Source organism: Roseovarius sp. YIN77 (assembly GCF_057219155.1).
Genome location: NZ_JBXVVI010000026.1, coordinates 1 through 25,325 on the forward strand (window position 1 = coordinate 1; position 25,325 = coordinate 25,325).

Annotated in this window: 25 protein-coding genes; 7 read left to right on the top strand and 18 right to left on the bottom strand. The window is 50.8% G+C overall.

Translation table 11 applies throughout. The annotated features are described in order from the left end of the window. Positions 1–225 precede the first annotated feature (225 nt). Positions 226–429 (bottom strand): hypothetical protein, encoded by a 204-nt coding sequence (locus AC2D8P_RS15390; protein ID WP_484703690.1) that lies wholly within the window; start codon positions 427–429, stop codon positions 226–228. Between the two features lie 133 nt (positions 430–562). Here AC2D8P_RS15390 and AC2D8P_RS15395 point away from each other — a divergent pair, with 133 nt between their 5' ends. After that, positions 563–1,741 carry an alpha/beta hydrolase gene (locus AC2D8P_RS15395; protein ID WP_484703691.1) on the top strand — a complete coding sequence of 393 codons (1,179 nt, stop codon included), beginning with the start codon at positions 563–565 and terminating at the stop codon, positions 1,739–1,741. 304 nt (positions 1,742–2,045) lie between these two features. On the opposite strand, the gene AC2D8P_RS15400 is transcribed toward AC2D8P_RS15395, so the two are convergent. The 5 genes from AC2D8P_RS15400 to AC2D8P_RS15420 all read right to left on the bottom strand — a co-directional run bounded on the left by AC2D8P_RS15400 (position 2,046) and on the right by AC2D8P_RS15420 (position 7,932). Continuing rightward, a complete protein-coding gene (locus AC2D8P_RS15400; RefSeq protein ID WP_484703692.1) occupies positions 2,046–3,986 on the bottom strand; it encodes a winged helix-turn-helix domain-containing protein in 1,941 nt (646 codons plus the stop codon). A 25-nt stretch (positions 3,987–4,011) separates the two neighbouring features. Next, a complete protein-coding gene (locus AC2D8P_RS15405) occupies positions 4,012–4,329 on the bottom strand; it encodes a YdhR family protein (RefSeq protein ID WP_484703693.1) in 318 nt (105 codons plus the stop codon). Between the two features lie 199 nt (positions 4,330–4,528). Beyond that, on the bottom strand, positions 4,529–6,967 hold the full coding sequence (locus AC2D8P_RS15410; RefSeq protein ID WP_484703694.1) for a BTAD domain-containing putative transcriptional regulator: 2,439 nt from the start codon (positions 6,965–6,967) through the stop codon (positions 4,529–4,531). 68 nt (positions 6,968–7,035) lie between these two features. Beyond that, positions 7,036–7,284 carry a hypothetical protein gene (locus AC2D8P_RS15415; protein ID WP_484703695.1) on the bottom strand — a complete coding sequence of 83 codons (249 nt, stop codon included), beginning with the start codon at positions 7,282–7,284 and terminating at the stop codon, positions 7,036–7,038. A 465-nt stretch (positions 7,285–7,749) separates the two neighbouring features. Next, the gene (locus tag AC2D8P_RS15420) at positions 7,750–7,932 is read right to left on the bottom strand and encodes a hypothetical protein (RefSeq protein ID WP_484703696.1); all 183 of its coding nucleotides are present in this window, start codon (positions 7,930–7,932) and stop codon (positions 7,750–7,752) included. Between the two features lie 203 nt (positions 7,933–8,135). On the opposite strand from AC2D8P_RS15420, the gene AC2D8P_RS15425 reads away from it, so the two are divergent. The 3 genes from AC2D8P_RS15425 (at position 8,136) to AC2D8P_RS15435 (ending at position 11,064) form a co-directional block, all read left to right on the top strand. Beyond that, on the top strand, positions 8,136–8,786 hold the full coding sequence (locus AC2D8P_RS15425) for a winged helix-turn-helix transcriptional regulator (protein WP_484703712.1): 651 nt from the start codon (positions 8,136–8,138) through the stop codon (positions 8,784–8,786). 133 nt (positions 8,787–8,919) lie between these two features. Next, entirely contained in the window at positions 8,920–9,747 is an 828-nt protein-coding gene (locus tag AC2D8P_RS15430; RefSeq protein ID WP_484703697.1) for a class I SAM-dependent methyltransferase, read from the top strand. 129 nt (positions 9,748–9,876) lie between these two features. Then, complete coding sequence (locus AC2D8P_RS15435) at positions 9,877–11,064, top strand: hypothetical protein (protein WP_484703698.1); 1,188 nt, start codon at positions 9,877–9,879, stop codon at positions 11,062–11,064. Positions 11,065–11,242: 178 nt separating this feature from the next. On the opposite strand, the gene AC2D8P_RS15440 is transcribed toward AC2D8P_RS15435, so the two are convergent. Further along, on the bottom strand, positions 11,243–11,647 hold the full coding sequence (locus AC2D8P_RS15440; protein WP_484703699.1) for a lipocalin-like domain-containing protein: 405 nt from the start codon (positions 11,645–11,647) through the stop codon (positions 11,243–11,245). 154 nt (positions 11,648–11,801) lie between these two features. Here AC2D8P_RS15440 and AC2D8P_RS15445 point away from each other — a divergent pair, with 154 nt between their 5' ends. Together AC2D8P_RS15445 and AC2D8P_RS15450 are read left to right on the top strand one after the other, a co-directional pair. Next, the gene (locus AC2D8P_RS15445) at positions 11,802–12,179 is read left to right on the top strand and encodes a GFA family protein (RefSeq protein WP_484703713.1); all 378 of its coding nucleotides are present in this window, start codon (positions 11,802–11,804) and stop codon (positions 12,177–12,179) included. Between the two features lie 754 nt (positions 12,180–12,933). Next, complete coding sequence (locus tag AC2D8P_RS15450) at positions 12,934–13,146, top strand: hypothetical protein (protein ID WP_484703700.1); 213 nt, start codon at positions 12,934–12,936, stop codon at positions 13,144–13,146. 477 nt (positions 13,147–13,623) lie between these two features. Here the strand turns inward: AC2D8P_RS15450 and AC2D8P_RS15455 are convergent, their stop codons facing one another. The 11 genes from AC2D8P_RS15455 to AC2D8P_RS15505 all read right to left on the bottom strand — a co-directional run bounded on the left by AC2D8P_RS15455 (position 13,624) and on the right by AC2D8P_RS15505 (position 24,072). Continuing rightward, on the bottom strand, positions 13,624–14,520 hold the full coding sequence (locus tag AC2D8P_RS15455) for an HAD-IIA family hydrolase (RefSeq protein ID WP_484703714.1): 897 nt from the start codon (positions 14,518–14,520) through the stop codon (positions 13,624–13,626). A gap of 5 nt (positions 14,521–14,525) precedes the next feature. Then, positions 14,526–15,341: a phosphonate ABC transporter, permease protein PhnE gene (gene phnE, locus AC2D8P_RS15460; protein WP_484703701.1), complete on the bottom strand. Its 816-nt coding sequence runs from the start codon at positions 15,339–15,341 to the stop codon at positions 14,526–14,528. Continuing rightward, positions 15,341–16,153 (bottom strand): phosphonate ABC transporter, permease protein PhnE, encoded by an 813-nt coding sequence (phnE, locus tag AC2D8P_RS15465; RefSeq protein WP_484703702.1) that lies wholly within the window; start codon positions 16,151–16,153, stop codon positions 15,341–15,343. The genes phnE (AC2D8P_RS15460) and phnE (AC2D8P_RS15465) overlap by 1 nt, the downstream gene beginning before the upstream one ends. After that, positions 16,150–16,947, bottom strand: a complete 798-nt coding sequence (phnC, locus tag AC2D8P_RS15470) for a phosphonate ABC transporter ATP-binding protein (protein WP_484703703.1) — start codon at positions 16,945–16,947, stop codon at positions 16,150–16,152. Before phnC ends, phnE (AC2D8P_RS15465) begins: the two co-directional genes overlap by 4 nt. A 60-nt stretch (positions 16,948–17,007) precedes the next feature. Next, entirely contained in the window at positions 17,008–17,988 is a 981-nt protein-coding gene (gene phnD / locus AC2D8P_RS15475; protein WP_484703704.1) for a phosphate/phosphite/phosphonate ABC transporter substrate-binding protein, read from the bottom strand. A gap of 459 nt (positions 17,989–18,447) precedes the next feature. Continuing rightward, the gene (locus tag AC2D8P_RS15480; RefSeq protein ID WP_484703705.1) at positions 18,448–19,239 is read right to left on the bottom strand and encodes an SDR family NAD(P)-dependent oxidoreductase; all 792 of its coding nucleotides are present in this window, start codon (positions 19,237–19,239) and stop codon (positions 18,448–18,450) included. Between the two features lie 24 nt (positions 19,240–19,263). Beyond that, a complete protein-coding gene (locus tag AC2D8P_RS15485; RefSeq protein ID WP_484703706.1) occupies positions 19,264–20,061 on the bottom strand; it encodes an SDR family NAD(P)-dependent oxidoreductase in 798 nt (265 codons plus the stop codon). Next, complete coding sequence (locus AC2D8P_RS15490) at positions 20,058–20,876, bottom strand: ABC transporter permease (protein WP_484703707.1); 819 nt, start codon at positions 20,874–20,876, stop codon at positions 20,058–20,060. The genes AC2D8P_RS15485 and AC2D8P_RS15490 overlap by 4 nt, the downstream gene beginning before the upstream one ends. Positions 20,877–20,885: 9 nt before the next feature. Further along, positions 20,886–21,737, bottom strand: a complete 852-nt coding sequence (locus AC2D8P_RS15495) for an ABC transporter permease (protein WP_484703708.1) — start codon at positions 21,735–21,737, stop codon at positions 20,886–20,888. A gap of 21 nt (positions 21,738–21,758) precedes the next feature. Further along, positions 21,759–22,919: an ABC transporter substrate-binding protein gene (locus AC2D8P_RS15500; protein ID WP_484703709.1), complete on the bottom strand. Its 1,161-nt coding sequence runs from the start codon at positions 22,917–22,919 to the stop codon at positions 21,759–21,761. Between the two features lie 31 nt (positions 22,920–22,950). Further along, positions 22,951–24,072: an ABC transporter ATP-binding protein gene (locus AC2D8P_RS15505; RefSeq protein WP_484703710.1), complete on the bottom strand. Its 1,122-nt coding sequence runs from the start codon at positions 24,070–24,072 to the stop codon at positions 22,951–22,953. Between the two features lie 127 nt (positions 24,073–24,199). On the opposite strand from AC2D8P_RS15505, the gene AC2D8P_RS15510 reads away from it, so the two are divergent. Then, entirely contained in the window at positions 24,200–24,994 is a 795-nt protein-coding gene (locus AC2D8P_RS15510) for a helix-turn-helix transcriptional regulator (protein WP_484703711.1), read from the top strand. Positions 24,995–25,325: the final 331 nt, after the last annotated feature.

A 25,325-nucleotide genomic window follows, 5' to 3' on the forward strand; every position in this document is an offset into this window, starting at 1 on the left:
TCGGCCATTCATCGATCACGATGACAATGGATGTCTACGGTCACCTCTTTGAGAATCCTGAGGAGGATGTCGCGTTGTTTGAAAAGCTGGAAAGTGATCTACTGGCTGCATAAGTTCAGTCGGATGACTAAGCCAAGTTCAAGCCGAGGCCGGACCAGCCTCGGCTTTGTTGTCTTGTATAGTGACGATGATAACTAGTGTCCGTTATTTGGACGATGCGGTCATCTAAAAAAGTTTCGTTTGCTCTTCTTCAAAATGTGTCACGCATGTTGGGTGGCGTGGTGCGTTTGCAAAGACTTCTTCGACAAAAACGAGAAATGCGTTCCGGCGCTCTTTGCGAAGTCGGCGTATCGTTTCACGATCCTTCGCAGTGCGACGAGAGTTGTCGATGAACAGCGGCTCTATCAGGTTTGTATTGATGATGGTCATTGCGATGCTCCTACTTGGATTATGATCCAAGAGTGCACCTTTTGACTTCGAACTGCTTGAGGGTAATCCTTGGAAAACCCTGTGATTGCATTTAGAAATTGGTTAAAAGTACTAGTTTCATTAGGTTGCGGAAATGCAAATTCGTTTTGCCAATTGTGTGCTCGACGACGCTCTATTGACGCTGACGCGTGATGGCGCAGTCGTGGCGGTGGAGCCGCGCGTATTTGACCTCATCCATCTCTTAGCTCGAAATTCAGGCAAACTCGTTACCCGAGATCAATTAATTGAAGACGTATGGCATGGTCGGATTGTGTCAGAAAGTGCGATTTCCGCTTGCATCGCCGCCGCACGCAAGGCCGTCGGGGACGATGGGAAAAAGCAGTCAGTTATTCGCACGATCGCCAAGCGTGGATTGATGTTGGTGGCTGGTTCAGCCCCTGGGGTGGCCGGGGCTTCCAACCCAATGCCAGCGCCCGCTGCCGCGCCGCGCACACGCTATGTTTCCGCTGCGGACGGGCAAAGTATTGCCATTGCAGTTCATGGCTCTGGTGCTCCGCTCCTTCGAGTCGACGCTGGGGGCTGGGATATAGAGGCCGAGATGAACTCACGTGTTTGGGGGCGATCAACCGATGCCCTAGCCCAACGCTATCACCTTGCTCGCTTCACAAGGCGCAGCTTTCAGAACGGAAATGATGGAATGCCAAACATCGACTACGATGTGATGGCCAATGATATAGGTATAGTTGCGGATACAGTCGGGTTCGACACATTTGACATGTTATCTAATTCAGCAGGTCTGCACCCAGCGTTACGTTTTCTGGTGCGAAATCCACACCGTGTCAGACGACTAGTAATCGTGGGCGGTTACGCAGAGGGAAGATCGAGGCGTAGCGGAACAGATGCAGAAAGTGATACTTTCCGTCGGCAAGTATCGGAAAGTTGGCAGGCCGAAGCCGAAGGGCTTGGCGCGGCGTTCATGTTTCCCTACCTCCCCGAAGGGCCTTTGGACGCGATTATCGACGCAGCGAACAATTTTCAGGGTTCGTTCTCTAAAGAAACCGAACTTAAAATCCGGGATGCGATCAACACGGTGGATAATACCGGTCTTTTACAACATGTGGGTTGCCCCACGTTGATTGTTCACTCAAGACACGACGGGGTGCATCCGTTGTCAGAGGCTCGGAAGATTGCCGAAGGCATCCCCAGTTCCGAACTTCTTGTGTTGGAAAGTGCAAACCACATGCCACTACCGGGGAACGCTGCATGGGATGTCTATTTTTCTGCTCTATGTGAGTTTTTAGATGCTGAGTGACCTCACAGATTAGAATCCTACGAGCATCCGCTTCGAGCTCTAAGAAGACCTTTGCAACTCAGAGATCGACCCCATAGAACCACAGCTCTATGCGCTTAAATTCAATGAAAAGTCTGGCGTTTCCAATGGATTATGATTCCGCTGCTCTAACCACCTGAGCTACTCCGCCAAACCGAGTGTGGATTTATGGGAGGGTGAAGTAGGCGTCAAGGGGGAAAGTGTGCGGCGTCTACCTATTCTGCACATGCGCCATTCACCATCCTAAAAGGCCCAACTAATCACTCACCTCGCTTGTTGGTCTCTCTCAGGGATTATGAAATCTGTATCCAACACCTCTGACCGTCTCAATAGATCCGCTCATTATACCCAGTTTATTTCTGAGCGAGCGGATGATCACATCGACAACATTGCTCGAAGTATCGTGGGTCACTCCCCAAACCTCTTCAAGAAGTTCATCTCGACCGACCGGCTGAGGCTCTCGGTCGATCAAAAACTTCAAAACTTTAAATTCCAACTTTGTCAAACTGCTGCGGTTGCCGTTAACGACGATTTCTCGTGTGTGTTCATCCAACATGCTTGGTGACTTGACACCAAGTTCCGCGCCGACAATGCCATTCAGCCACCCCAAAACCAGACCAGGTCCGAAATCGTTGACTGCAATTAAGTGATCTCGTCCATCTACGCGGATGACGTCATTGGTAAATTTAAATCCCAACACAGGAAGTACATCTGCATAGTGTGCAACATCCCAGGCGGAAGTATAGACCCGCCGCAACGTTTTTCGCATTTCCAAATAGGTTCTCTTCACATCTAGCCAGCATGCCGCCTGAATTTGAGAGGGAGCTTCTCCGTGCTCGGACGAAAGCCATTTTCGTAAAATAAGAGCATTTTGCCCGTGCGGGAGTGGCTCTCTTTTCAAGTGTTCGCATATCGCAGTTACGACAGGGTCAGCCGAGATCGCCGAGGCCGATGCTGAACCGACGTCAAAACAGAGATAAAACCCTACGACTTGACTGGTCTGATCTTTCACGACTTTGAAACTTGATTGTAGCGCTTGCCACCATGTCTCAAGGAAGTCTGACGTTTCATTCCCTTCTGTTCGCTTTGCGATCGTGAAGATGAGATCTTGATGATCGGGATGCGCGGATTCTACCACATAGGGCTGGAAATCACTCGGGAAAAAAGCCTCTCGGACAATTTGGTTTTCTATAAGATAGAGAAGATCGGCTGTGTAGCGCCACAAATCTGTTGATGTGGCGAGCTCCAGATCCTTGTTTAATTGTTGCCATGCTGCCCAACGCAGGGCTCTATAACGCGACGGATCGGAAGATATTAATCCAGAAGCCAGAATGCTCCGAACGGCGTCGTGGATAATTAGACCGTCCTGCCCTCTTTCGATAAAGGGGAGTTCTCCTAATTTTATATATTCGGTTTCAGATACGTTATCCCCTTCAAGGGATCTCAGAATAGGCAATGTGATCCGCCGGACGATCGACGTTGATTCAACAGCTTTGCGCAGAGTTTGATCGGGAATGTTTTCCAGGTATTTTTTCGTCAGGACACCAATCACATGTCCGGTCGCACGATCAACACTGCCACAGTCACGAAATACACCTGCTCCCAACCTGAGAGCGAGCGGATTGCCGTTCATAATCTGGTTTAGCTGTCTTGCCACATCCTCCTCGATTCCCAGGCGTTTAAGAAATTCGACTGCAGACGCTTCTGGTAATGCAGAAAGTTGCATACCCTGAAAAGCATGCAGCCATCCAGGATCGGTCAACCAACCTGAAACTGGGGGCTCTCGCCCCGCCAAAACCAAACGTACATTAACAGGTAACTTGACGACAAATTCCCGCCGCAACCAAGTATCCAGCAGGCGCAGAACTTCATACGTATCGACAATAATGATCACGTTTGGTGCAAGCCCAGACAACTGCCGGACTGCTTGTGCGACGGAGGAACATTCAAGGTCGATTGATTTTTGCAGTTCCGACAGAAAGCCCGCTTCGGTGGGTTCAATATTCCGGCCATCCAATGCCACGACTGCATAATGTAATTCTCTTAATATTTGAGAGAGTTTCCTAAGCAGTGAGGATTTTCCGATACCGCTGATGCCGTGTAGCTGAATGACGCCCAAAGAGTCTCTTTGCAAATATTCCAGAAGAGTCGAGATTTCCTGTTCACGACCAACAAATAAATCCTCAGGTTTCCAGACTAAATTATCGCTGGTTTTATAGTGATCCACATCAACCTCCTGCCAGAAGGTTACCCTAGGCTGTCAGTTCCACCAAACTACGCGTCACTTTACCTGGTGCGTCGATCATCTCAAAATTGCGGCTCGAAATATTGACCAGATTGGGGTGATTGATGACGGTTTGAAACAGCTCTGAATATGAAAACGCTTGCTGCGATCCTGCATCGCGCCAAACATATATGCCACCATAGGTGTTCGCGTCCCGATCAGACAGCCAGGTTTTCGAAACCAACCCAGGAACCTCTGCAAACGCAGGTGCAATCTGATTGCAAAGCGCCTGATAGTCTTCTGGTGTCATATCTTTGAGGTTGAAGTTTATGATTTGCACATGCATCGTCCAAGCTCCATTCAATAATTAAACTGGTATTGAACTTATCGGATGATACTCACACCTTCATGAGATGCAGATGAGGATCTTATGAGAAATCGCCAAATCCACGTTATCCATCAAGCCCAATGCGATTGAAGCGGCTGATAACATTTCAAGTCGATACTGGTGCAAATCAGAGCTTAGCCTTTGAAATGAAATCTTTCTATCTCTGATTTGTTTTTGGAACCCCTGCCTTTTCCAAGCGAAACAAAAGCGTTCCCATAGTTTCAGGATCTTTGAAAAGCTCCTGGCCTTTGACATAACTCAACGTCAATGCCGGGTCGTCCTCAATCACAGAGCTAATGACCTTTTTTGCTGCTTCAATTTTTCCGACCGCCAAAAAGCTAGCCGCTGTATAGTAGCGGGAGCGTCGGGTTTGATGGTTCAAGTTTTTGGCTTCGTTGATTACCTTTTCATAGTCCCCCATCGTGTAATATGCCGTTAGATACTCTTCGACAATATAGACAGGAACAAACGGGTCTAGTTCCACAGCACGGTTCAGGCGCCTGATGCCTTCTTCTGGGTCGCCATTGAATATATGCATTACCGCGCAGCGCCCCATCAAATATGCATCATGAGGGGCAAGCTCTACCGATTGGTTAGACAAGCGTATTCCCGCGTCAAAATCACCCAATGTATACTTTACCCATCCCAGAATTCTGTTCGCTTCAGGATCGGTCGGGTCTGCTTCATATGCTTCGGTGGCAATTTGGTTTGCCTTGACTTCGTCATAATCAGGCAGATCCGACCACGCACAAATCATTGATGCTCTGGGACGGTTGAAAGTAGGGTCAGCTTCTAGCGACTTCTTGAACCACTCAACGGCTTTTCGGGAATGTTGCGCTGTAATACCACCCAGCCGATGATGCCATAGCCCTCGCAAGTAGTATTCATAGGCAGTCATGTTTTCGCTGCGCTTTATGCGTGCAAACTCAATCTCGTTATGCTCAATTTTACCCGAAACCCGGGCTGCAACTACGGTGACAATCTCATCTATGATGTCGAACAACTTTTCGAATGTAACTTCAAATCGCTCGGACCAAACAATGTCTCCATCGCCGGCCTCTGCGAGCGTAAAATTCAGGCGCACCGATTGCCCTAATTTTCGGAATGAGCCCAGCAAGACATAGCTCACACCAAGCTCCTTCCCAATTTCGACCGCATCATGCGATCTGATCGCATTCAGTGTGGTTCTCGAGCAAACATCAATCAAACGACATCGGCTAAGTTCCAGAATCAGGTCCTCTGTGAGGCCCTCCGCCCAATAGTCATTAGCATCTGCATCTGCTCCTATATATTTAATTGGCGCCACGGCCAGCGAACTCACGCGCTTCTCACGACGTGGAGTAGGATTGGTATAGACAGCCATGAATGGTTGACGCTGCATGGGCCTGCTAACTCGGAAGACACCTGCCAATTCCGGCGTCCCTGTTTCCGAAAGGTCCTCGAAGAAACAGGGTGAGTTTCGACGAACCGCCGTGAAAAACCTACTGGATACGTAAATCTCGTCTGAGGGTGTCGCTGAAAGCAACTCCTGCAACGTCGCCAGATCACCTGACCCAAAAGGAACTCCCGGCTCGCCACTTTCGCCAGCATGAAGCGCAATAGAAATTGAAGATGGTGAGTTGCTTCCTTTGCGCGACGCCTTGCGCAATTCTATACACGAGCGCAGGCCGTCGCTGGCCTCTTCAAAGGTTGCGATGCGCAGCCCCTCGGATTTCTTCAACAATTTTCCGCCCAAATCAATCGTTACATCTTCGATCTTGGAGACATCACCCTCATCTCCTTGAAATGCCGCAAGAAACGGTGTGACCAAGTCGACCTCTTGGTGTTCAAGTTGATTGGTTGATGATCTTGAACCTCTTAATTTGCGAGCTTTTTTCCAGAGCTCCATGGTTTTATGCTCGGGCTCTACGTCCAGATGTTTTCGCAAAACATTTTTACACCTTTCATATTGCCTGATCGCCATGTCGGTCCTGGATTGGGACAAGTAAATCTGCATCAGATCCCTGTGCGCCTCCTCATCCGTCGGCGTATGGCGTGCTACCGATGCCATTCGAACTTCAGCGAGATTACTTCTTCCACTCGCCAAATCAGATTTGGCTCGCTTCTTTTCGATTGAAATCAGTTTTGCACGTGCTCGCGCGCGCTCCTCACGCAACCAATCCTCGAAAGCCGGCTCTGACAACGCCAAACCCTCCAACAATTCCACTGTTTCAAGCGGCTGGTCCGGCTGTATCTGTGTGTCCTCAATCCGATCCAGATCAGTGGATATGTTCTGCGCGACGATGGAAATACTTTCCCCGGTTACCTCTATTACTTCTTCTGCGAGGTCACCCAATGCGGATTTCAAAATAGACAACGCTTGCCGCAAACTGGACCGGGCCTGATCATCGGGCCTGTCTCCCCATAACAGCCCGATCAGAGTTTGGCGCGGTACTGTAGAACCGCGTCGCATCACAAGATATGCAAACATCCCTCTGACTTTGCGCGGTAATTCGATAAGTTCACCTGCAGCAGTGTGAATCTGCATTGGCCCGATTAAGCCAACCTTCAGCGCTGGCTGCTCCATCGACAATTCTTTTTTAACTAGCTTAGGCATGCGTTCCTCGACGCTGTGCATTCCACCGCAGGCAATAGGCATTGAACCGATACGGCCCGCACTCAAACCTACGATACAGTTGCACTCTGATATTTCAAAGCAATCCGCTGGCGCATGTTGTGCAGCTTCCGAAGAAAACCAACAAATACACCACTGAATTCGGGTGTCTCTTCTTGCATGTCACCACTGAGGTTCAATTCAGCTCTTTGCCGCATTTCCATCAAACGCAATCCGTCCAGTTCGAACAAGGCAGGTGTAATTCCAGCTCTCAATTGCCGTTTCATATCACCACGAAGATCAGAATTGTATGTATGCATTGTTCATCTCCACAGAATTAAAAGATGGACTAATGATCACTTTGAACTGTTATCCAGGTGTACTGTAGGGCGTTATTTTTCTGTTATTTCGAGCACAGGTGATATGTACACCAAGAAATTGTTTTACTGAAGATCCCTCCATCAGTCCCATCAGTCAATCAACTTAGCCAAAAGCGAGTATGGACCCTGGAGGGGCGCGTGGGCGTCATGGGGGGAAGTAGGAGGTTTGGCATGCGATTGCATTTCAACCTGCCCAAATTTGATTTGGACGGCTTTGCATTTTGACATTCGTGCATCTTGCTCCCGCGAAACCGAACCATTGCATACAGAGTAATATGAAATGTGTGGCTTGTCCAAAGTCTGCCGAATACGCGACCCAGTCATTCGAGCAGTTGGCGGGCAGCATTGGCTGACATAAAATGCTCAGATGACCGCAGCGAGCCCCCGAACGGTCCTCCGGCGCAGTCAACCGCCCCAAGGCAGAAAGGCCAGGGTCGCAAATGCAACACCAGCGGCTGCGAGAGATTGCAACGAAGGTACCTTCCCGGACAATCGGCCTGACGCAATATTGCGATCGCGCTTGGGTGCGGAAAATCTGTGGAGGCTGTTCAGATAAGCATCGTGATCTTTTAGATAAGGATCAATCATGGCTCTTTCCTTTCTTGATGTTTGACAGAAGGTACCTGCCATAAGTCTGGGCTGAGCAGGTAGTGCAAGATCGAAACCAATACCGCTTCACATTGTGAACTAGATATGTACGCGGCTAACCGGGTAACTTTGTGTTCGAAGGAGATAGCCGGATGAGAGCTAAACCGTACGGGATAATTTGCCCTATCTCACACGCCTGCAATATGTTGGAGCCGCGATGGACAATCCCCATTCTGGTAGAAATGTGGGACGGCTCAACGCGATTCAATGAAATTCGGCGTGCAGTCGGAAACATATCCTCGGCGCTTTTGTCTAGACGACTAAAGGAGCTGGAATTGCATGGTCTCATCGAAAGACTTGAAGACCCGGCAACCGGGCAAGTTGAGTATGTTCGCACCCAACGTGCGATCGACCTCGAACCTGCGCTCAACGCTTTGGGTAATTGGGCGCAATGCAATATCGATGCGCGCACCGCATTGACCGATACCGACGTACCAACCCTTATGTGGGAAATGCGCCGGCTGATCGATCCGGACGAACTTCCAAGGCGCCAGATCGTGATCCAGTTTCGGTTTAGCGATGAGGGGCTTGAGCACGACACGTATTGGGCGCTCATTCGGCCGGACAAACCTATCGAGGTTTGTGTGGAAATTCCGGGATTTGATATTGATCTCTACGTTGAAACAAACCGCGTCTCGCTGGCAGCCATAATCGTCAGTCGTTCCACAATTCCGCGCGAGATTGAGGAAGGTCGCCTCTTCTTGAGCGGCGACGCGAAACTTTCGCGCACAATGAACAAATGGTTGTTCCACCGGACTCGAGAAGATCCGAGCGTAATCAGAATGCTTGCGTGAAGATCGGAGAGCTTCGCAGACGAGTTGCGTGCAGAACAACAAATGGGCCGACGGATCGTAATTGAGCCATCATGTGGCCGGTTCGGGATAACAACCGAGATCCTGATAGTCACAAAGAGAGGAGTTTTTTGCGATGACAAAGTTGACTGAGTTTCTCGCGGATCGCGAACCTGCCGAAATGTATGAAGATTACTGGGTTCCAAGAACGTTGTGGCCTCACTCTCTTTCACTTGCTGAGACGGTTTCACCTGGAAACAACGTGCTGGACATGGGCGCAGGAACCGGACTGCTGACGGATCTTGCAGCGGCTCGTATGGGTACCAAAGGCCACATCACGGCGATTGACCCAACCCCGTTCATGCAAAAGGTTCTTCACCAGAAATATGATGGTTACGCCAGGGTCACTCTTTTCGATTGCGGATACGAAACTGCACCCCTGTCGCCAGAATCTTTTAACATAATTCTCTGCAACCAGGTGGTCCAGTACTTGTCCGATGTTAAGGATGGATTCCACGAAATGTACAAGCTGCTGAAGCCAGGTGGAAAACTGGCTGTTGGAGTGTGGTCGGGACCGCCGGAACAGCAAGCTGCACCTCTTGAGGGTGGATTTGCAAAGCACTTTGGTGACGCCTACGCGCCAATCCACGCGTGGTCTTTCGGAGGCCTTTCCAGATTGGATGAATTGGCCAGAGGTGCGGGTTTCAAAATTGAACGGCTTAAAACTGAGAAGATCAAATGCCGCTTCGCATCAATCAAAGAGCTTATGCTGGTGCACGTTGCGGGCGGTATGAGAGTTGAAGGTGACGACGTTTTGATGGGAATCTTCGATCTTTCTGATGCCGCGTTCGAACCGAAAGTCGAGGCGTTGTATACTGACTTGAAGGATGCCCTTGACCATCTGGAAGGTCCCGATGGACTGGAGATTGAATTCGCCAGCGACGTCTTGATAGCCCGGAAGTGACCACGATCTTCTGAAGGTCGAAAAGTAGAGCTTCACTCACGCTTATGTGAGAGGATGCCTATCCTTTGTGGTGTATTGTCCAACGATCGGTTTTCCACTTGGATTGCGATCAAGAACGGGGGAATTTCCATGACTTACTTTATCGAACGCATAAATTTTATGCCAGTTGTCGCCACTCTGGCTTGTTTGTCGTCTCCTGCCGTCGCTGAGGGGATCATCAATAAAGTGGTCTCATCACCGCTCTCTATGGATGGAACGGTCGCGGGCGCACGAACGGGTATCAACATTTACCTCGAGAAGCCTGACGCCACGGGCGCTGAATTCATGAATCCTGAAATCGTCGGATATGGCATTCCGGCTGGCGGCCGCATGGAGGTGGAACTCGGCGATGGCTTCGAGCGCGATGAAACAATCCCGCTAGACCAGCCATCTATCATGTTGGTGACCGGTGCCCCTCAGCAAGGCTTGCCTGGAAAAGCCATTGGTTACATTGTCAGCGAGGGCGATACCAAGACCTTTGTCATCACGCCGACAACCGAAGACGGAGTTGTGGCGGAAAACACAGTAACACCAGCACCCGGAGCTGCCGGGGACCCAATCCGCAGTCGCGGGATCAAGGTTGTGCATGTCGGTCTAAAAAAGGCCTTCGTCAACGGCTCCAATCAGGGTCTCGTCGAAGTGCGGATTTTCGATGACAACGATGATATCATCGAGAAGGGAACGGCCACTTTGACCTTCGATCAAGAGACACGGCCGCAGGTTTTTCCGACAAATTTTGCGCATGGTCGGCGAAATCATAATTGGCAGATAGTCTCTCCCGGAGAGATTGTCGGTCATGCGGAAGGTACAGTTCCCATGACAGCCATGCTATACCAAGTCGGCGAAATTGGATCTAAGGCTGGGATCGTCGGCGCTGGCGTTCTGTCAACACAGCAACTGGCAGCGATAGAGTTTGAGATGCCCAAGGGGCTTTCGCGGTACACCGGTGGACTGATCGTTGAAGATACCAGCGGCGATGGTGTCATAGATCCTTCTGACGACCGGATTATTGGTGGTGTAATTGGCGCTGCACCCGAAGGCGCTGAAGGGCAGGAGCTAAAGAGTCTCGTCCGGGACGGGGTTGCCACATTGTCTAGGCCGACCGCAGCATTTGAACGCGGTCCAGGAAATGCAATGGGAGGCGCGATAATGTTGCTGGAATTTCATGCTGGCGATACGCTGGGACTTTATCGCCCGACGCTAGCGCTGCTAAGGGATCCAGATGACCCGAGTTCTGGCGATGGATCATCCTACACGTGGACGGTTGTGGTCGAATAGCTGCGCCCGACGCCCATCTGAGCCACCCCTTTTCGGATTGCCGGTCAGTTGTACGCTTGTGATATTTCCTTGTTCCAGGGGGCGTTTCGGGTCTATCCCTTTGATTACTTGTCTCGCTCAGGAGTTTTGAAATCGATAAGCGGGACAATGTTGCCATTCCGAGCTGATGCCGTTACGCCTAGCTCTTGAGACGTTCCCAAATCAAAATACCCCGTCCGTGCTTTCCCCCGAAAACAACGCTTTCCGCCGTCAATTTCAGCAACTCGCCGTGCCACGTCATTGTTCGGAGCTTGTCTTGTCCCGCCCAAGATGCCTCTGTCGCCGCATGCACTTGGTGCCGAACGACATTGTTTTCTATCGACCAATCACCGCAGTAAGAAAAGTAACTCGGATCAGCATTTTGGCTACCGGCCTCAACGTGTGTGTCGGGGTTCCAAAGATGAGCCGCCATGAACCCATCGCTCGTATAAACAATCCGGCCTTGAGGTTTTTCGCCATACGGTAGGTGCGTGGAGCCATCGTCAAACTCGGTGACGAAACTCTTCAAGACCCAGGTACCGACTATCGAGAAGGTCGCGCTCATGCCGTCAATCTAGCCCGACGCGCGGTTGCACGGCAATGACCAGGTTGCGGGACAAAACCGCCGTTAGTGTTTGAATGGTGACAATTAACCTCTCCACTGGCATCCTTATCCCAGTTTGGATGGAGATGAGCAATTGACCGATCAGAAAGGCAACTTGGTTACCGGTGGCTGTTTATGCGGCGCTGTTCGTTATGAGGCTGACGGCCCACCCGTTGGCATAGGCAATTGCCATTGCCGAACTTGCCGACATCACACAGGAGCACCGATGGTTACATTCGTGATGTTTGAAGCGAAAAATGTCCGATTTCCGAAGACCGAGAGAAGTATCTACAGGTCTTCGCCAAATGTGAAGCGAGCGTTTTGCTCCAATTGTGGGACGCCATTGACTTGGGAGGGAAGGTACAAAGGGCTTGATATTATCGAGTTTCACGTAAGCACAACCGACGACCCGAATGACTTTCCGCCAGACCTTCATTGGTACTATGACGAGAAAATAAGTTGGCTGCATTTGAATGACGACCTGCCTCGATAATCTGTCACAATTCATGTGTCCGCTTTGGGCTGATACTGTTGAAAAACTCCATTTTTTCGCAATTTCGAGTCCAAAATTGTCCGCACAGAACTGGTAGGGTTTTCCAGCCGAGGGATCGGCCAAAACCTGGCTCTGGCCGCCAGAGGGCATCTCAACAATCGTTATTGGTATTGATGGAGGACTTTTGCGAATGATCGCCCGTTTGCAGAAAGTTTAGGCTTCCCGGATTTCCGAATTTTTCAACAGTATCGGCTCAAAGAAGACTTGTGGCAGTGTTGAATGAAGAGGAGAATTCCGTCAATCTGTATGTCGGCTTCCGTGGTTTGAACTTGTTTACTTTCACGCGCAAAGAACACCCCTCTCCAAGGATCGGTTTGGAATGCGACTTCCGCCCAAGGGTCTCCAGTGAACAGGGAGCGGTATTATCTAAGACTTCGCTTTTGTTTGATTGACTTTTTTGAAGCGTCACTTGGTTTTTCGCGTGTGAATCTTGATCCGGAACTTGATCGCGGAGCTATGCGCTGAGTGCATAGCTATGCAGACTTCAGGGCGAAAACTGAGCGCAAGAGCCCCATTATCCGACACATCAAAAATCCGCAGTTTTAACCCCAAAAAAGCCTTATAATTCGCTCCGAAATCGATCACCCTCAACTTAACAACAATGACGCCCCTGAGAGGCTTGATCGATGAGTATGACGCATTGCACCTCCACGCAATACGCTGGATATTGCAATCATCAGACATCGGAACCGACATGCAAATTGTACCCAATTATCCGCCAGTATGGACTCTGATCGCAGTTGCTTTGGTCGTATTGATTGATTGGCTGTTCCCGTCCTTCGTCATGGGCTTTCAATCCAGATGGTTGGGATCGATAGGGGTTGTTGTCGGACTTGCCCTGATCATCTGGTCTGCAACATGGTTCATCCGTCGGAAAACGCCCATTCACCCACACCCAGGACGCTAGATCTCCACCCTGTCCGGCTCAAGATAAATTTACTCTGAAAAGGCACGTGTATGAGTTGATTTCCTAATCTACCGGTGAACCAACGTTTTCGATTACCACAGCCCAACAAGTCGCGTCATGCGCCTCTCGGAATCCGCCACACATCGTGCTACAAAAATTGATCCAAAGATAGTGCTTTCTGCCCTTATTTTATTGAGATTTGAGCTAACCTTGGAATCCCTGTCTCTCCGGCACGCAGTCTTATCTTTGATTTGACTTCTAATGGAGTTCCCCAAAACCGCGTATCGGGTCGAATAAGGAGTCCAATAAGACGATTCGTTGGTCGAATAAATATTTGATATTAAACGATAAATATGATGGCGGAGGAGGTGTCTGTATAATATAGGCCATATAACATTGATTTATTTAAATAATGGCAATTACTTAAGAAAATATACCACAATAAATACCACCTAGAATACTGTTTCAAGCCAGATCTCATGTTGTGCTCAACACAAAGTCGGGATGAATACCCGATACTTCAATCGACCGTTTCGCGTCCTTCCCCCCGAAAAACCCAAACCCACTGATTAATGCTGCGCGAATGCCGTTGTGCAAACCTCCCAACACATCAGTATGCAAACTATCGCCAACCATAACAATTCGCGACTTGTCACGTTGTCCATTCAACCTTTCAAATCCTATGTCGTAAATATTTGAAAAGGGTTTGCCAAAGAACATGGGATCGACGCCCGTTTTGTCCCCCAATTGGTGAGCGTAATACCCAGGTTCAAGACTGAAGCCATATTCCCGCGGAGCAATGATGTCAGGATTACCTACATAAACAGGTCGCGATCTATGCCTTAACGCTGTTTCCAACAAATCTTGCCGGTGTTCATTCCAAGCACCGCTGCCAATCATTAGAATGCCATCTACAGATTGGTATGGCGCCGGATCATCAAGCAACCATTCGAAAGTCAAATGGGAAAATTCTTCATCCCCCAATTTCGGATCGGCTATAACGCCCCAGCGATATTCGCGCTCTTGACCAATTTTACGTAGCAAGGTTGCACGGCTGGAAATCACATCTTCAGAAGCAAACCGAAATCCAAGGCGCTCATATTTTGCAAGCAGCATGGTTTGGGAATAGCTGGCTGCATTCGTCACCACCATCACGCGTTTACCGGCATTTTGCAGGTCTCTGACACGTTCGGGGGCACCCGGAATCGGGGTCTCCCCTACATTTAGAACACCAAAAGCATCCAAGAAAAACACGTCAAACTGGTCCGCAATATTTTCAAGACTGTTTTGATGGATACATCGACCCTTACGGGTCGCTTGAGGCAATCGCGCGCGCGCAGCCTCATACGCTGCAAAAGCTTCATCGCATGTCATAGTCTTCAAATGATTGCGCCTCTGACTTTTGCGGACACCCATTCACTAATCACCACAGCAAACAGAATGACCAGCAAGATCAGGCTAACCTGCGGCCAAGCCAGCACGTTTAGAGAGGCCGAGAGCTGCAATCCAATGCCCCCTGCACCGACGAGACCCAAAACCGTGCTTTCACGGATGTTGATGTCCCACCTGAAGACAGCGATTCCCGCAAACGCGGGCAAAATCTGTGGGACAATGCCGTAAGCCATGATCTGCCATCTGCTGGCGCCGGTTGCAGTTATAGCCTCGACCTGAGTTTCATCTATTTCTTCAATCGCCTCGTAGAGTAACTTTGCACAAAACCCGATAGAGCGAATGGCAATCGCGATTACGCCTGCAAACACACCAGGACCGATGATTGCGATAAGCAAAAGCGCCCATATCAATGAATTGATAGAACGTGTTGAAACAATGATCAAAAGTGCAATCGGTCGTAAGAACAATTTCGAAGGTGTCGTATTGCGCGCCGCCATAAACGCAACTGGCACCGCAAAACAAATGGCAATGATCGTGCCCAATGTCGCGATATTCAGTGTGTCCCAGATCGGTCGGCCAAGTTTTGCAATATACTCCCAACGAGGTGGGGTAGCGCGTGTCCAAATATCATTTGCGATGCGGGGAGCGTCCCAGACAAAAAACCAGGTGGTCGCCTCAGAAATTTGTTGCCAGCAGTAAACGAATATGGCGGTTCCAGTCAGCCACATACCCCAATGCAAAAGCGACTGTTTTTGCGTGCGTCGCTGCCAGACTTTTTCGCCGTTCTGCTCTGATACGGGCATTACTGCACCCTCGCACGAATAATGCCAGAAAGATATTCCAGCGCCATAACCACAACGATGATTAAAATCAAAATGGCTGCTGCAGTGTCATACTCATATCGGTCGAATGCAGTGTTCAGAGTCGCCCCTATCCCACCAGCTCCGACAAGTCCCAAAATGGCGCTTTCGCGGAAATTGATATCAATTCTGTAAATTCCGAGGCCAATTAACCTTGGCATCACCTGCGGTTGAACACCGTAATTGATCCATTGCGTCCAACTGGCACCCGAAGCTTTAATCGCTTCAGCCTGAACTCGGTCCATGCTTTCAATGTCTTCGGCCAATAGTTTTGATAAAAAGCCAATTGTCGCAAAGCTGAGCGTCAGAAAACCCGCGAGCGGCCCAAATCCAAATATGGCCACCAAAAGGATCGCAACAATAATTTCTTGCAAAGCACGACTAACAGCGACGATGCCCCTACAGACCAGATAGACTGGCAGGGGCGCGATATTTCGAGCAGCACCCAACCCGATCGGTATGGAAATTGCGATCCCCACTACCGATGCAGCGACCGTCATGATGATACTTTCCATCATACCTGCCCAGATATCTTTGGAGCGTGATACAAAATCTGGGCTGGTAAAGGACATAATAAAAGCGGCACCCCGGTCGAGCCCTTCGTAGACCCGTGCCCAGTTTACCTCGATCGTGGCAAATGCAGCGACCAAATAGACCAAGAACCCGATGAACAGCACCCGACGCAACCAGGCACGCTGAACCAGCGGGGGTTTCCTCCACGCTTTTCCAAGGACTTGATCAAGTCCCGTACTCATTGCGCAGCGACCTCTTCTTGGTCCTCTTCCTCAACCTTCTCGATTGTAGCTTCCCAGTCCTCTTCGCCATAGATCGAGGTCAGAACTTCCGGTGTTAGACCACCTGGATCACCATCAAACTCAATCGCGCCAAACCGCAGACCTACAACCCGTTGAACAAACATTTGAGCCAAGGCCACATCGTGAATGTTTATGATCGCCGCCAATCCACGTTCCGCGCAGAGCTCGCAAACCAGGCGCATAATCTGCCTAGATGTTTTTGGATCAAGTGACGCTGTCGGCTCATCCACCAGTAACAAATCAGGGTTTTGTATCAGCGCCCGGCAAATTCCTACCCGTTGCCGTTGCCCGCCCGATAGCTCATCTGCACGTTTATCGGCCATTTCCAACAGCCCAACGCGATCAAGCAGGCGAAATGCCTCATCTACGTCTGATTGGGGGTATCTGCGAAGAAAACTTCGCCAAAATCCTACATAGCCTAGCCGCCCGGACAGGACATTTTCCATTACTGTCAGGCGTTCCACCAAGGCATATTCCTGAAAAATCATCCCCATTCGGCGGCGTTCTTGACGCAATCCACCGGACGAAAGAGAAGTCAGGTCAACATCTTTCAGCCAAACCCTGCCGCTGGTCGGCTCAACCAGACGATTGATGCATCGGATCAGTGTTGATTTACCTGCGCCGGAAGGCCCGATCAGGGCTAGCACTTGACCTTCTGGCACCTCCAGATCAATCGCCTTAAGCGCCTGATCCCCAGTTTTATAAGTCTTTACTAGCTTCTGAAGTCGAAGCATATGCCCCCTGCCCTATATATATTTTTTGGAGGGCGGTTCGATTAGAACCGCCCACTCATATTATTCGCAGGCGTAACTAACGCCGTTTGCGGTATCGATTTTGCGGATCACTTCCCAAAATTCTTGATAGGTCATTTCTAGAAACTGACCTTCATTCGACTTAGAGAACTCTTCTTGCAGTTTCGTACCTTCCCAATCAAAGCTGAAGAACGCATTTCGGATTGCCTCCTGCAGTTCTGGCTTGAGGTTGTAGACCACACCAAAACCAGTGGTCGGAAATGTTTGTGATTTATAGATAGATACGACCTGATCCTCCGAAATCACTTCCCGGCTAATCATGCGGTGAAGAACCGAATTTGCAATTGACGCTGCCGGATAATCCTTGTTAGCGACTCCAAGTATGGAATTGTCGTGTTTACCGGAAAATACTGGTTCAAAATCCCGCTCAGCTTCCATCCCAAAGTCACCTTTCAAGATTGCTGATGGTGCCTTGAAGCCAGAATTTGATGTTGGTGACGTAAAGGCCAGCTGACCACCCCTAATATCTTCAACCGATTCGATTCCTGAACCAGGATAAGTCAGAATTTCCATTTCATATCCGAAATTGCCATCCAACGAAGCCATGATAGTAAAAGGCCTAAAACCGGCACAATTCACAGCAAGTGGATTCGATCCAGTGTTGAAGCCAGAAATGTGCAATCTGCCAGAGCGCATTGCCTCAATTTGGGCAGCATTTGATTGAACCGGAAAAAAGGCGACGTCTTTGCCTGTTGCCGCTTCCAGATGCACCAAAAATTCAGACCAAACTTCCGCATAAACAGCGGGATCCTCAACTGGTGTATAGGCAAAAACCAACGTATCCGGATCGATCAGCATGCTCTCATCTTTTGGAATATCAGCGATCAGATCTCCATCCGCGTCACAGAACCGTGCGTCCAGATCACCACGTGGGCATTCCTGAGCAGTAGCACTTGTTCCCATAGCGCCCATACTGAAGGCAAAAGCAAAACTTGTAATTGTTAACTTGAGATTATTTTTCATTTTCTGTCCTCCCATTGGGGAAGGCTAACGAATTCTCAATGTGATACAAGAAATTTTCAGTAACCCGTTTGCAACGGTAAACTGATAGTATCAATATCTAGATATCGCTAGGGTACACCAATCAACAAATCTGGTTTGCCCATCATAGCCGGCCTTTGGTTTTCAAATTCCCAATGACCACTTAGCCGTCTTTAATTCATCGCAAGTCCAATGACCGCTGTGCGGACAAAGCGTCATTCGCTGCACCTGCAACGTGATCAGACGCGAGCATCAGGACTGCGCAGGATGCGGACCTCGCAAAGCCAAGTACCCTGATCAATCAGCAAGCACACTCGGCCCAATGCAGTCATTTATCGTGAAACTCATCGCGGCTTCACCAAACCGGACATTCGCTGCACCGCCAAAATGAACATGTGGCTCAAAGCTTGGACTACCATGAATGTTCTATACGTTCGGTGTTCAGCCTTTGGCGTACCAGCCATTGTCAACATAGGTGGCATTGCCGTTCACAAAACTGGCCTCATCCGACGCAAGGAACACCACAGCCGCAGCTACCTCTTCCGGATAGCAAATGCGCCCTTGCGTGGCTGCCATGCCTGAATCTTCCCATTCTTGCCCGGCGGCATCCAGTTCTGCAATCTCCTTGAGGCCATGCGCGGTCTCGACAAATCCCGGACAAACCGCGTTACACCGGATGCCGACGTCGCGGTACTCGGTTGAAATCGTGCGAGCCAATTGCAGAACCGCACCTTTGGACATGCAGTAGACCGACTCAAGCGCATAGCCAAGTTCGGCGGCAATCGACGAGGTGATGACGATAGACCCACCGCCATTTGCGCTCATGTCCTGCACGGCACGGCGGCAGGTTAGAAAAGCGGATTTCACGTTTACGTCCATCAGCCAGTCGTATTCTTCTTCGCTGGTTTCATGCATCGCTTTGACGATGATTGTGCCAGCATGATTGAACAGCACGTTGTACGGCCCAAAGGTTTCAAGTGCGGCATCAAAGGCGGCGTTAATTTCGGCATCCTTGGTCACATCGGCATGAAAAAAGGCAGCCTCGCCGCCAGCGTCATGAATCATGTCGACGGTTTTTTGCCCCTCTTCATCCTGAATATCGAAGATGCTGATCTTGGCACCTTCTTCGGCAAACATCAGCGCGGTAGCCCGGCCCATCCCAGTGGCACCTCCAGTGATGACAGCAACTTTTCCGGCCAGGCGGCCATTGGGTGTCTTCAGGCTTTTGGTCATTTCAGTGTCTCCTCTACAAAGACGTTAAATGCATTCTCCGCCATCGATGACCAAAGCGTGCCCGGTCATGAAAGTGGACATGTCAGAGGCCAAGAACAGGACGGAATCAGCCACTTCATCGGTGGTTCCCCAACGCCCCATCGGGATCGTTTGTGCCACATAGTTTTCAAGGTTTTCACGGCCGCCCATCTGGGTCTCGAACCCGGCATTGAAGGGCGTGTCAATAAAGCCCGGACACAGCGCGTTGAAACGCACATTGTGTTTGGCATAGTCCGCGGCCATCTGGCGGGTCATTGCGACAACCGCATGTTTGGTCGTCGCATAGGCGATCATCTCGCGATCGTATTGAACGCCTGAGTTCGACGAGGTGATGATGATGCTTCCGCCGCCTTGATCGCGCATGTGCCCAACAGCCGCGCGCGATATGATAAAATGCGAGCGCACGTTCAGCCGCCACGACATGTCCATACCTTCGACTGGGACCTGCTCCAGATTTCCCTCGATCTGGTAGCCAGCATGAGAGTGCAGAACATCAATGCGCCCATGGGTTCTGACGACCCTGTCGACCTCGGCCTTGACCGCCTGATCGTCGGTAACGTCCAGCCCCGACGAGAACGCCTCCAGCCCCTCGTCCCGCAGGTCTTCGACCACCAACGCAGCCTTCTCGGCGTCCAGATCTGTCACCACCACCTGCGCACCATGGCGCGCCATGGCCATCGCACCTGCCCGACCAATGCCTGATCCAGCGCCTGTGACCAAAACAACCTTGCCGTCGAGCATCGGAAATGCCTGGGCCTTGAGAGGTTTTTCCGCAAGGGTCATTGGGACTTCTTGCCTCCGCGTTGAAGCAACAACTGGGCCGTAATCAGCAGGAACAGGGACACACCCATCACCATCGTCCCGATTGCGTTGATTTCCGGGGTCACGCCACGTCGGATCGACGAGAAGACATAAATTGGCAGCGTCGTCTCGGAACCTGCCACGAAGAATGCAATGATGAAATCATCAAAGCTGAACGTGAAGCTGAGCAGAAATCCTGCGAGAATGGCTGGAAAGATCATCGGCAATGTAACCTGCCTAAACGTCCCCATCGGTGTGGCATAGAGGTCCGAAGACGCTTCGGTCAGGGCACGGTCCATGCCAGCAAGCCGGGCGCGCACGATAATCACCACCAACGCCATAAGAAACATCGTGTGGGCTGCAATCAAAGACCCAACCCCCATGCGTAGCTTCGGAGGCTCAAACCCATTTGGCCAGATCGCTGCAATCAATGGGTTCAATTGGTCAAACACCGTCACTAGACCAATCAGGGTGGCAATGCCGATCACGATGCCGGGAATCATCACTGCGACATAGATCAACATATCAAAGGCCACGCGTACCGGACCACGGATGCCTTGCAATGCCACGGCTGCCATGGTGCCAAAGACGCTGGCACAAAAAGCTGAGCAAAACGCCACGATCAGGCTGGTTTCCAGTGCATCCATCACAAACGGATTGGACAGCGCTTTGCCATACCACTTGGTTGAGAACCCCTGAAGCTGGCTCGCGTGGCGTCCAGCGTTAAAGCTGAACAGGGCGATCACACCAATCGGGATGTAAAGAAAAAGGTAAACGCAGATTGCATAAAGTCTCATCGGTTCACCTCACATGATCGACACGTCTTCACGGCTTGCGCCGAGGCGGCTGATGAGCCGCATGTAAATCGTGACAGTAATCAGCATGACTACCACAAGGGTGACCGCCACCGCCGACCCGTAAGCCCAATTGCGCGATTGCAGGAACAGATCGACCAGCGCATTGCCGACAAAGAAGACTTTGCCACCACCCAGAAGCGCGGGGATCAGATATTCACCCATCAAAAGGATAAAGACGAGCATACAGCCGGTCGCAATGCCGGGGATCGAAAGTGGGAGCGTGATCTGTAAAAAGGTTCTCCAGGGCTTCGCGCCCAAGTCCGATGAGGCCTCGAGCAGGCGTTTGTCCAGCTTGTCTAGGCTGACATAAATCGGGAACACCATCAGTGGCAGATACCCGTAGATAATGCCAATGAGCACCGCGAATGGCGTGTTGATCAGGCGCACGCCTTCAATTCCAACCCAGTCCAACAGCGCGGGAATGCCGCGCCCCCCCAACAGAAAAATCCAAGCATAGCTGCGGATCAGGATCGAGGTCCAGAACGGCACAATCACCAGAACCAGTAGAATGGTTTTCCACCTGGGACTCGTTTTTACGGCCAGAAAATAGGCCAATGGATAGGCGATAAGCAGTGCTGACAAAGTTCCAATCGGAGCCAGTGTCATTGTATTCTTAAATGCTGCCCATCGCGCCGGCAGGTTGGCGTACTGTTCAGTGGTGAGAGCGAGCACAACGCCACCGGACGCTGCTCGCTCTCCAAAGCTAAAGATGAAAACAACTGTCAGCGGGATGATGAGCATCACCAGAAACCAAGTTCCGGCAGGCGCTAACAACAGCCAGTTACGAGTACGTTGCGTCATGTTGTTTTCATCCAGTCCCGATCAGGCCGACTTGAAGCGGGCCATCAGTTCCGCACGGTTAGGGTCGGTCAGCGTGATCGCTGCACCAAACTCGAGCGGGCTCAACAGCTCTTGCGCCGGGAAGATGATCGGATCGTTCTTCAGGTCCTCGGGTAGTTGACCATAGGTTCGGGAATCCGCCGTCGGATAACCATGCGCCAACACTTCTTTCGCGTTCACACTTGGATCCAGCATGAAATTGATCAAAGCATAGGCCGCAGCCTTGCGCTCTGAGCTTTTCGGAATGGCCCAGTAGTCACTCCAGATTTCTCCGCCCTCTTTGCCAAGCACATAGGCGATCTCGGGCATGTCAGTGTTGAGCTGTTTGCCGTCACCAGACCAGCAGATGGTCAGCCATGCGTCGCCATTGCGCATACCCGGCTGATAATCCGATGTGATCGCGAAAAGATGCGGTTTCACGTCGATCAGCAATTTCTCGGCATCCGCGAGCTCTTTTTCGTCAACCGAGTTGAACGAGTACCCGAATGCGTTCAGTGCGCTGCCAATCGTGGTCAGCTGATAGTCGTGCACGATGGTACGGCCCGAGAACTTGTCCATGGTGATGTCAAAAAACTCTCTCCAAGACGAGATCGCATTTCCACCGTTGTGAGCGGTGTTCACGGCCATGCCCGTCGATCCCCAGTTCTTTGGAACGCCGTAGAGCTCGCCATTGACCGAGCCTGCCTCGGCGTAACGCGCATCAAAGGCTGACGCGTCATAATTCGGCAGCATCGCGGTATCCAGAGGTTCGATCAGGTCCTCTTTGACGTAGTCTTCGAAGGTGTAGTTGGTCGGCACATAGACGTCCCAACCGGTGGCGCCGGCCTGAAGCTTGGCCAGCATCTCTTCGTTTGAGCCAAACACATTGACCTGCACATGCGCGCCAGTCGCCTCGGTAAAGGCGTCAAAGTTGGCTGGATCGTGATAGTTCGGCCAAGTGGCCAGAACCACACGATCACCAATATCGCCAGCAAATGCGGGCTGCGGGCGCAGACCGGGCACCGAAGCCCCCATCACGGCAGCTGCGGCACCAAGGCCAGTCACATTCAGAAAATGACGTCGTGTGATCGAGCCCTTTCTGTAGCTCTCAAGCTTTTCCATGAACTCCTTTTCGGAGATATGGTCGATGGTTTTCTTAGTCATTGTCTTTCCTCCCTGTCGTTATGGTCTTTGGTTAGTTTCGGTCGAGTACCAGCGCCGCTGTCGCCTCCCACGACACCGTTGCCGTGTCACCCACGGCAAATTCGCCTTCGGTGAGGTCAGCCTGACGCGGCGCAAGCACAAGAAAATCGCCGAGGGTTTCGTGGGTCATGAGGTATTCGGTGTGCTCTCCAAGAAAGATACGGTTGCGGACCTCAACCTGAAGCCCCTCGCCCTTTCGGTTCAGCTTCATCTGTTCCGGACGCACGCTGATACAGACATCCTGACCTTCCGTCAGGCCTTTACCAACTGTACCCTTAGCCTGCATTCCATTGTCCAGAACTACGGTCGACAGCTCATCGGATAGCTTCGTTAACTTGCCATTGAAGAAGTTGGAAGTTCCCACGAAATCAGCGACATATCGCGATTTAGGACGATCATACAGCTCCTGAGGGCTGCCGATTTGCACAATCCGGCCCTCACGCATGATACAGATCCGGTCACTCATCGAAAGCGCTTCTTCCTGATCGTGCGTCACCAGCACAAAGGTGATACCCAACTGGCGTTGCAAGTCTTGCAACTCGATCTGCATTTCCTTGCGCAGCTTGCGGTCAAGCGCGGCCATGGGCTCGTCCAGCAACAAGAGTTTCGGTTCGTTGATGATCGCGCGAGCCAAGGCAACGCGCTGTTGCTGACCGCCGGACATCTCCCAGATCTTGCGATTCTCAAAGCCCGCCAGCTGCACTACATCTAGGGTCTTGCTCACCCGTTCCGCAATTTGCGCCTTGGGTATACGCGGGCGAATCTGGCGCAACCCATAGCCAATGTTCTGAGCTACGGTCATGTGTGGGAACAGCGCATATTGCTGGAACACCATATTCACCGGACGGTGGTGTGCACCGAGAGTGTTCACGACCTCCCCATCCAGCAGCACTTCCCCTTCGGTGGGGGCTTCGAATCCAGCCAGCATCCGCAGAGCTGTTGTCTTACCGCACCCGGACGGGCCCAGAAATGACAGGAACTCGCCCTCGGCAATCGAAAGGTTCAACTCACTGGCAGCCAACACTTCTCCAAAGCGCTTTGTCACGCCACGAAGTTCTGCGATTGGTTTTTTGCCAGCTGGCTCAGCGCCGCTGACATATCCCCCATTTTCCATTTATTTCTATCTTTTTCCGATTTGTTAACTACTATCGATATCGAGAAAATAGTAAGAAAATCTTATTTCAGTGTATATACCACGTTTTTAGTATATCAATCTGGATAGAAGGGCGCGAAGGAGTATCATGAAAGTTCTGTACGAAGCAACCGGAACGCTCATAGACGCTATCGGCACAGAGAGCTTTGCACAAACCTTGTCCGATACGCTAAAGCAGATAACCCCTTTCGATTATACTGTAGTGTTTGGCTATTTTGGTCAGGCACGCCCTTTAGATTTGTTTGATGATTTCCCAAGAACCAAACGCAAGGTCTTTGTTGAGGATTATCAGGAAGGCCCATACCTGCTTGACCCATTTTATCTGGTTTGCGAAACGAATTTCGTCCCGGGGCTGCACCGAATCCGCGATCTCGCGCCTGACAGGTTTTTTCAAGGTGAATACTATCGCAGCTACTATGCCCGCACCGGGCTTGCCGAAGAAATGGGCTTTGTGATCCGGCTTCCTGAATCCGCCAATGTGGTTGTTTCTGTGATGCGTGCACAAAAGGCGTTTTCCGCCAAAGACTTCAGAAAACTTAGTGAATTCTGGCCTGTTGTTCAAGCTGCGTGCAAACGACACTGGGCCGATCTTGCCAACCGGTTTGGACCAGTCGAAGGCGGGGCAACAGATGATGGCCTTTTCCAGAGCGTAGTCCTTGCCTTTACCAATTTCGGACAGGATGTCCTGACCCCAAGAGAGCGCCAGGTCGTCGAATACACACTCAAAGGACATTCCGCAGACGCAGTGGGGCGTATTCTCAAGATTTCACCGGGTACAGTACGTATCCACCGAAGAAACGTGTACTCTAAACTACAGATCCGGTCCCAGGGAGAGTTGTTTTCAAAGTTCATTGATGCGTTGGTTTCAGGTGGACCTCCTTAGCCAACATACCTCGCGAAAACAGCGAATGGCTGCTTCCGCCCATGCCTTAATTTCGGGGCAGCCTTGCGCCCTTGTTGGGCGACCGCTTGGGCCTACGTTCGAACTAATGCACTTGCAGCAGCACAGCTGCGGATTCACGTCTGCAAAAGGCTGTTTCCGGCCTGACGTGTTTGCGGCAAGTAAACTGGTCTAAGGAGTCTGCTCAGGGGCTTATTTTGTTGAAAAACTCCTGCTTGATTGATGGGTTGATCGCTGATTCAATTCTCTTATTGATCAGGAGGATTGGCGATGATGGGACCGAGGCAGGAAGCACAGGCAGCGCTGTTTTACG

Coding starts and splice junctions, on each gene's coding strand:
- AC2D8P_RS15490 (WP_484703707.1), bottom strand. CDS start 20,876: ATGAGACTTTATGCAATCTGCGTTTACCTTTTTCTTTACATCCCGATT.
- AC2D8P_RS15440 (WP_484703699.1), bottom strand. CDS start 11,647: ATGAGCGCGACCTTCTCGATAGTCGGTACCTGGGTCTTGAAGAGTTTC.
- AC2D8P_RS15455 (WP_484703714.1), bottom strand. CDS start 14,520: ATGACATGCGATGAAGCTTTTGCAGCGTATGAGGCTGCGCGCGCGCGA.
- AC2D8P_RS15495 (WP_484703708.1), bottom strand. CDS start 21,737: ATGACGCAACGTACTCGTAACTGGCTGTTGTTAGCGCCTGCCGGAACT.
- AC2D8P_RS15425 (WP_484703712.1), top strand. CDS start 8,136: ATGTTGGAGCCGCGATGGACAATCCCCATTCTGGTAGAAATGTGGGAC.
- AC2D8P_RS15395 (WP_484703691.1), top strand. CDS start 563: ATGCAAATTCGTTTTGCCAATTGTGTGCTCGACGACGCTCTATTGACG.
- AC2D8P_RS15420 (WP_484703696.1), bottom strand. CDS start 7,932: ATGATTGATCCTTATCTAAAAGATCACGATGCTTATCTGAACAGCCTC.
- phnE (WP_484703702.1), bottom strand. CDS start 16,153: ATGAGTACGGGACTTGATCAAGTCCTTGGAAAAGCGTGGAGGAAACCC.
- AC2D8P_RS15500 (WP_484703709.1), bottom strand. CDS start 22,919: ATGACTAAGAAAACCATCGACCATATCTCCGAAAAGGAGTTCATGGAA.
- AC2D8P_RS15415 (WP_484703695.1), bottom strand. CDS start 7,284: ATGCATACATACAATTCTGATCTTCGTGGTGATATGAAACGGCAATTG.
- AC2D8P_RS15430 (WP_484703697.1), top strand. CDS start 8,920: ATGACAAAGTTGACTGAGTTTCTCGCGGATCGCGAACCTGCCGAAATG.
- AC2D8P_RS15510 (WP_484703711.1), top strand. CDS start 24,200: ATGAAAGTTCTGTACGAAGCAACCGGAACGCTCATAGACGCTATCGGC.
- AC2D8P_RS15485 (WP_484703706.1), bottom strand. CDS start 20,061: ATGACCCTTGCGGAAAAACCTCTCAAGGCCCAGGCATTTCCGATGCTC.
- AC2D8P_RS15435 (WP_484703698.1), top strand. CDS start 9,877: ATGACTTACTTTATCGAACGCATAAATTTTATGCCAGTTGTCGCCACT.
- AC2D8P_RS15390 (WP_484703690.1), bottom strand. CDS start 429: ATGACCATCATCAATACAAACCTGATAGAGCCGCTGTTCATCGACAAC.
- AC2D8P_RS15410 (WP_484703694.1), bottom strand. CDS start 6,967: ATGCCTAAGCTAGTTAAAAAAGAATTGTCGATGGAGCAGCCAGCGCTG.
- AC2D8P_RS15480 (WP_484703705.1), bottom strand. CDS start 19,239: ATGACCAAAAGCCTGAAGACACCCAATGGCCGCCTGGCCGGAAAAGTT.
- AC2D8P_RS15450 (WP_484703700.1), top strand. CDS start 12,934: ATGCAAATTGTACCCAATTATCCGCCAGTATGGACTCTGATCGCAGTT.
- AC2D8P_RS15505 (WP_484703710.1), bottom strand. CDS start 24,072: ATGGAAAATGGGGGATATGTCAGCGGCGCTGAGCCAGCTGGCAAAAAA.
- AC2D8P_RS15405 (WP_484703693.1), bottom strand. CDS start 4,329: ATGCATGTGCAAATCATAAACTTCAACCTCAAAGATATGACACCAGAA.
- phnD (WP_484703704.1), bottom strand. CDS start 17,988: ATGAAAAATAATCTCAAGTTAACAATTACAAGTTTTGCTTTTGCCTTC.
- phnC (WP_484703703.1), bottom strand. CDS start 16,947: ATGCTTCGACTTCAGAAGCTAGTAAAGACTTATAAAACTGGGGATCAG.
- phnE (WP_484703701.1), bottom strand. CDS start 15,341: ATGCCCGTATCAGAGCAGAACGGCGAAAAAGTCTGGCAGCGACGCACG.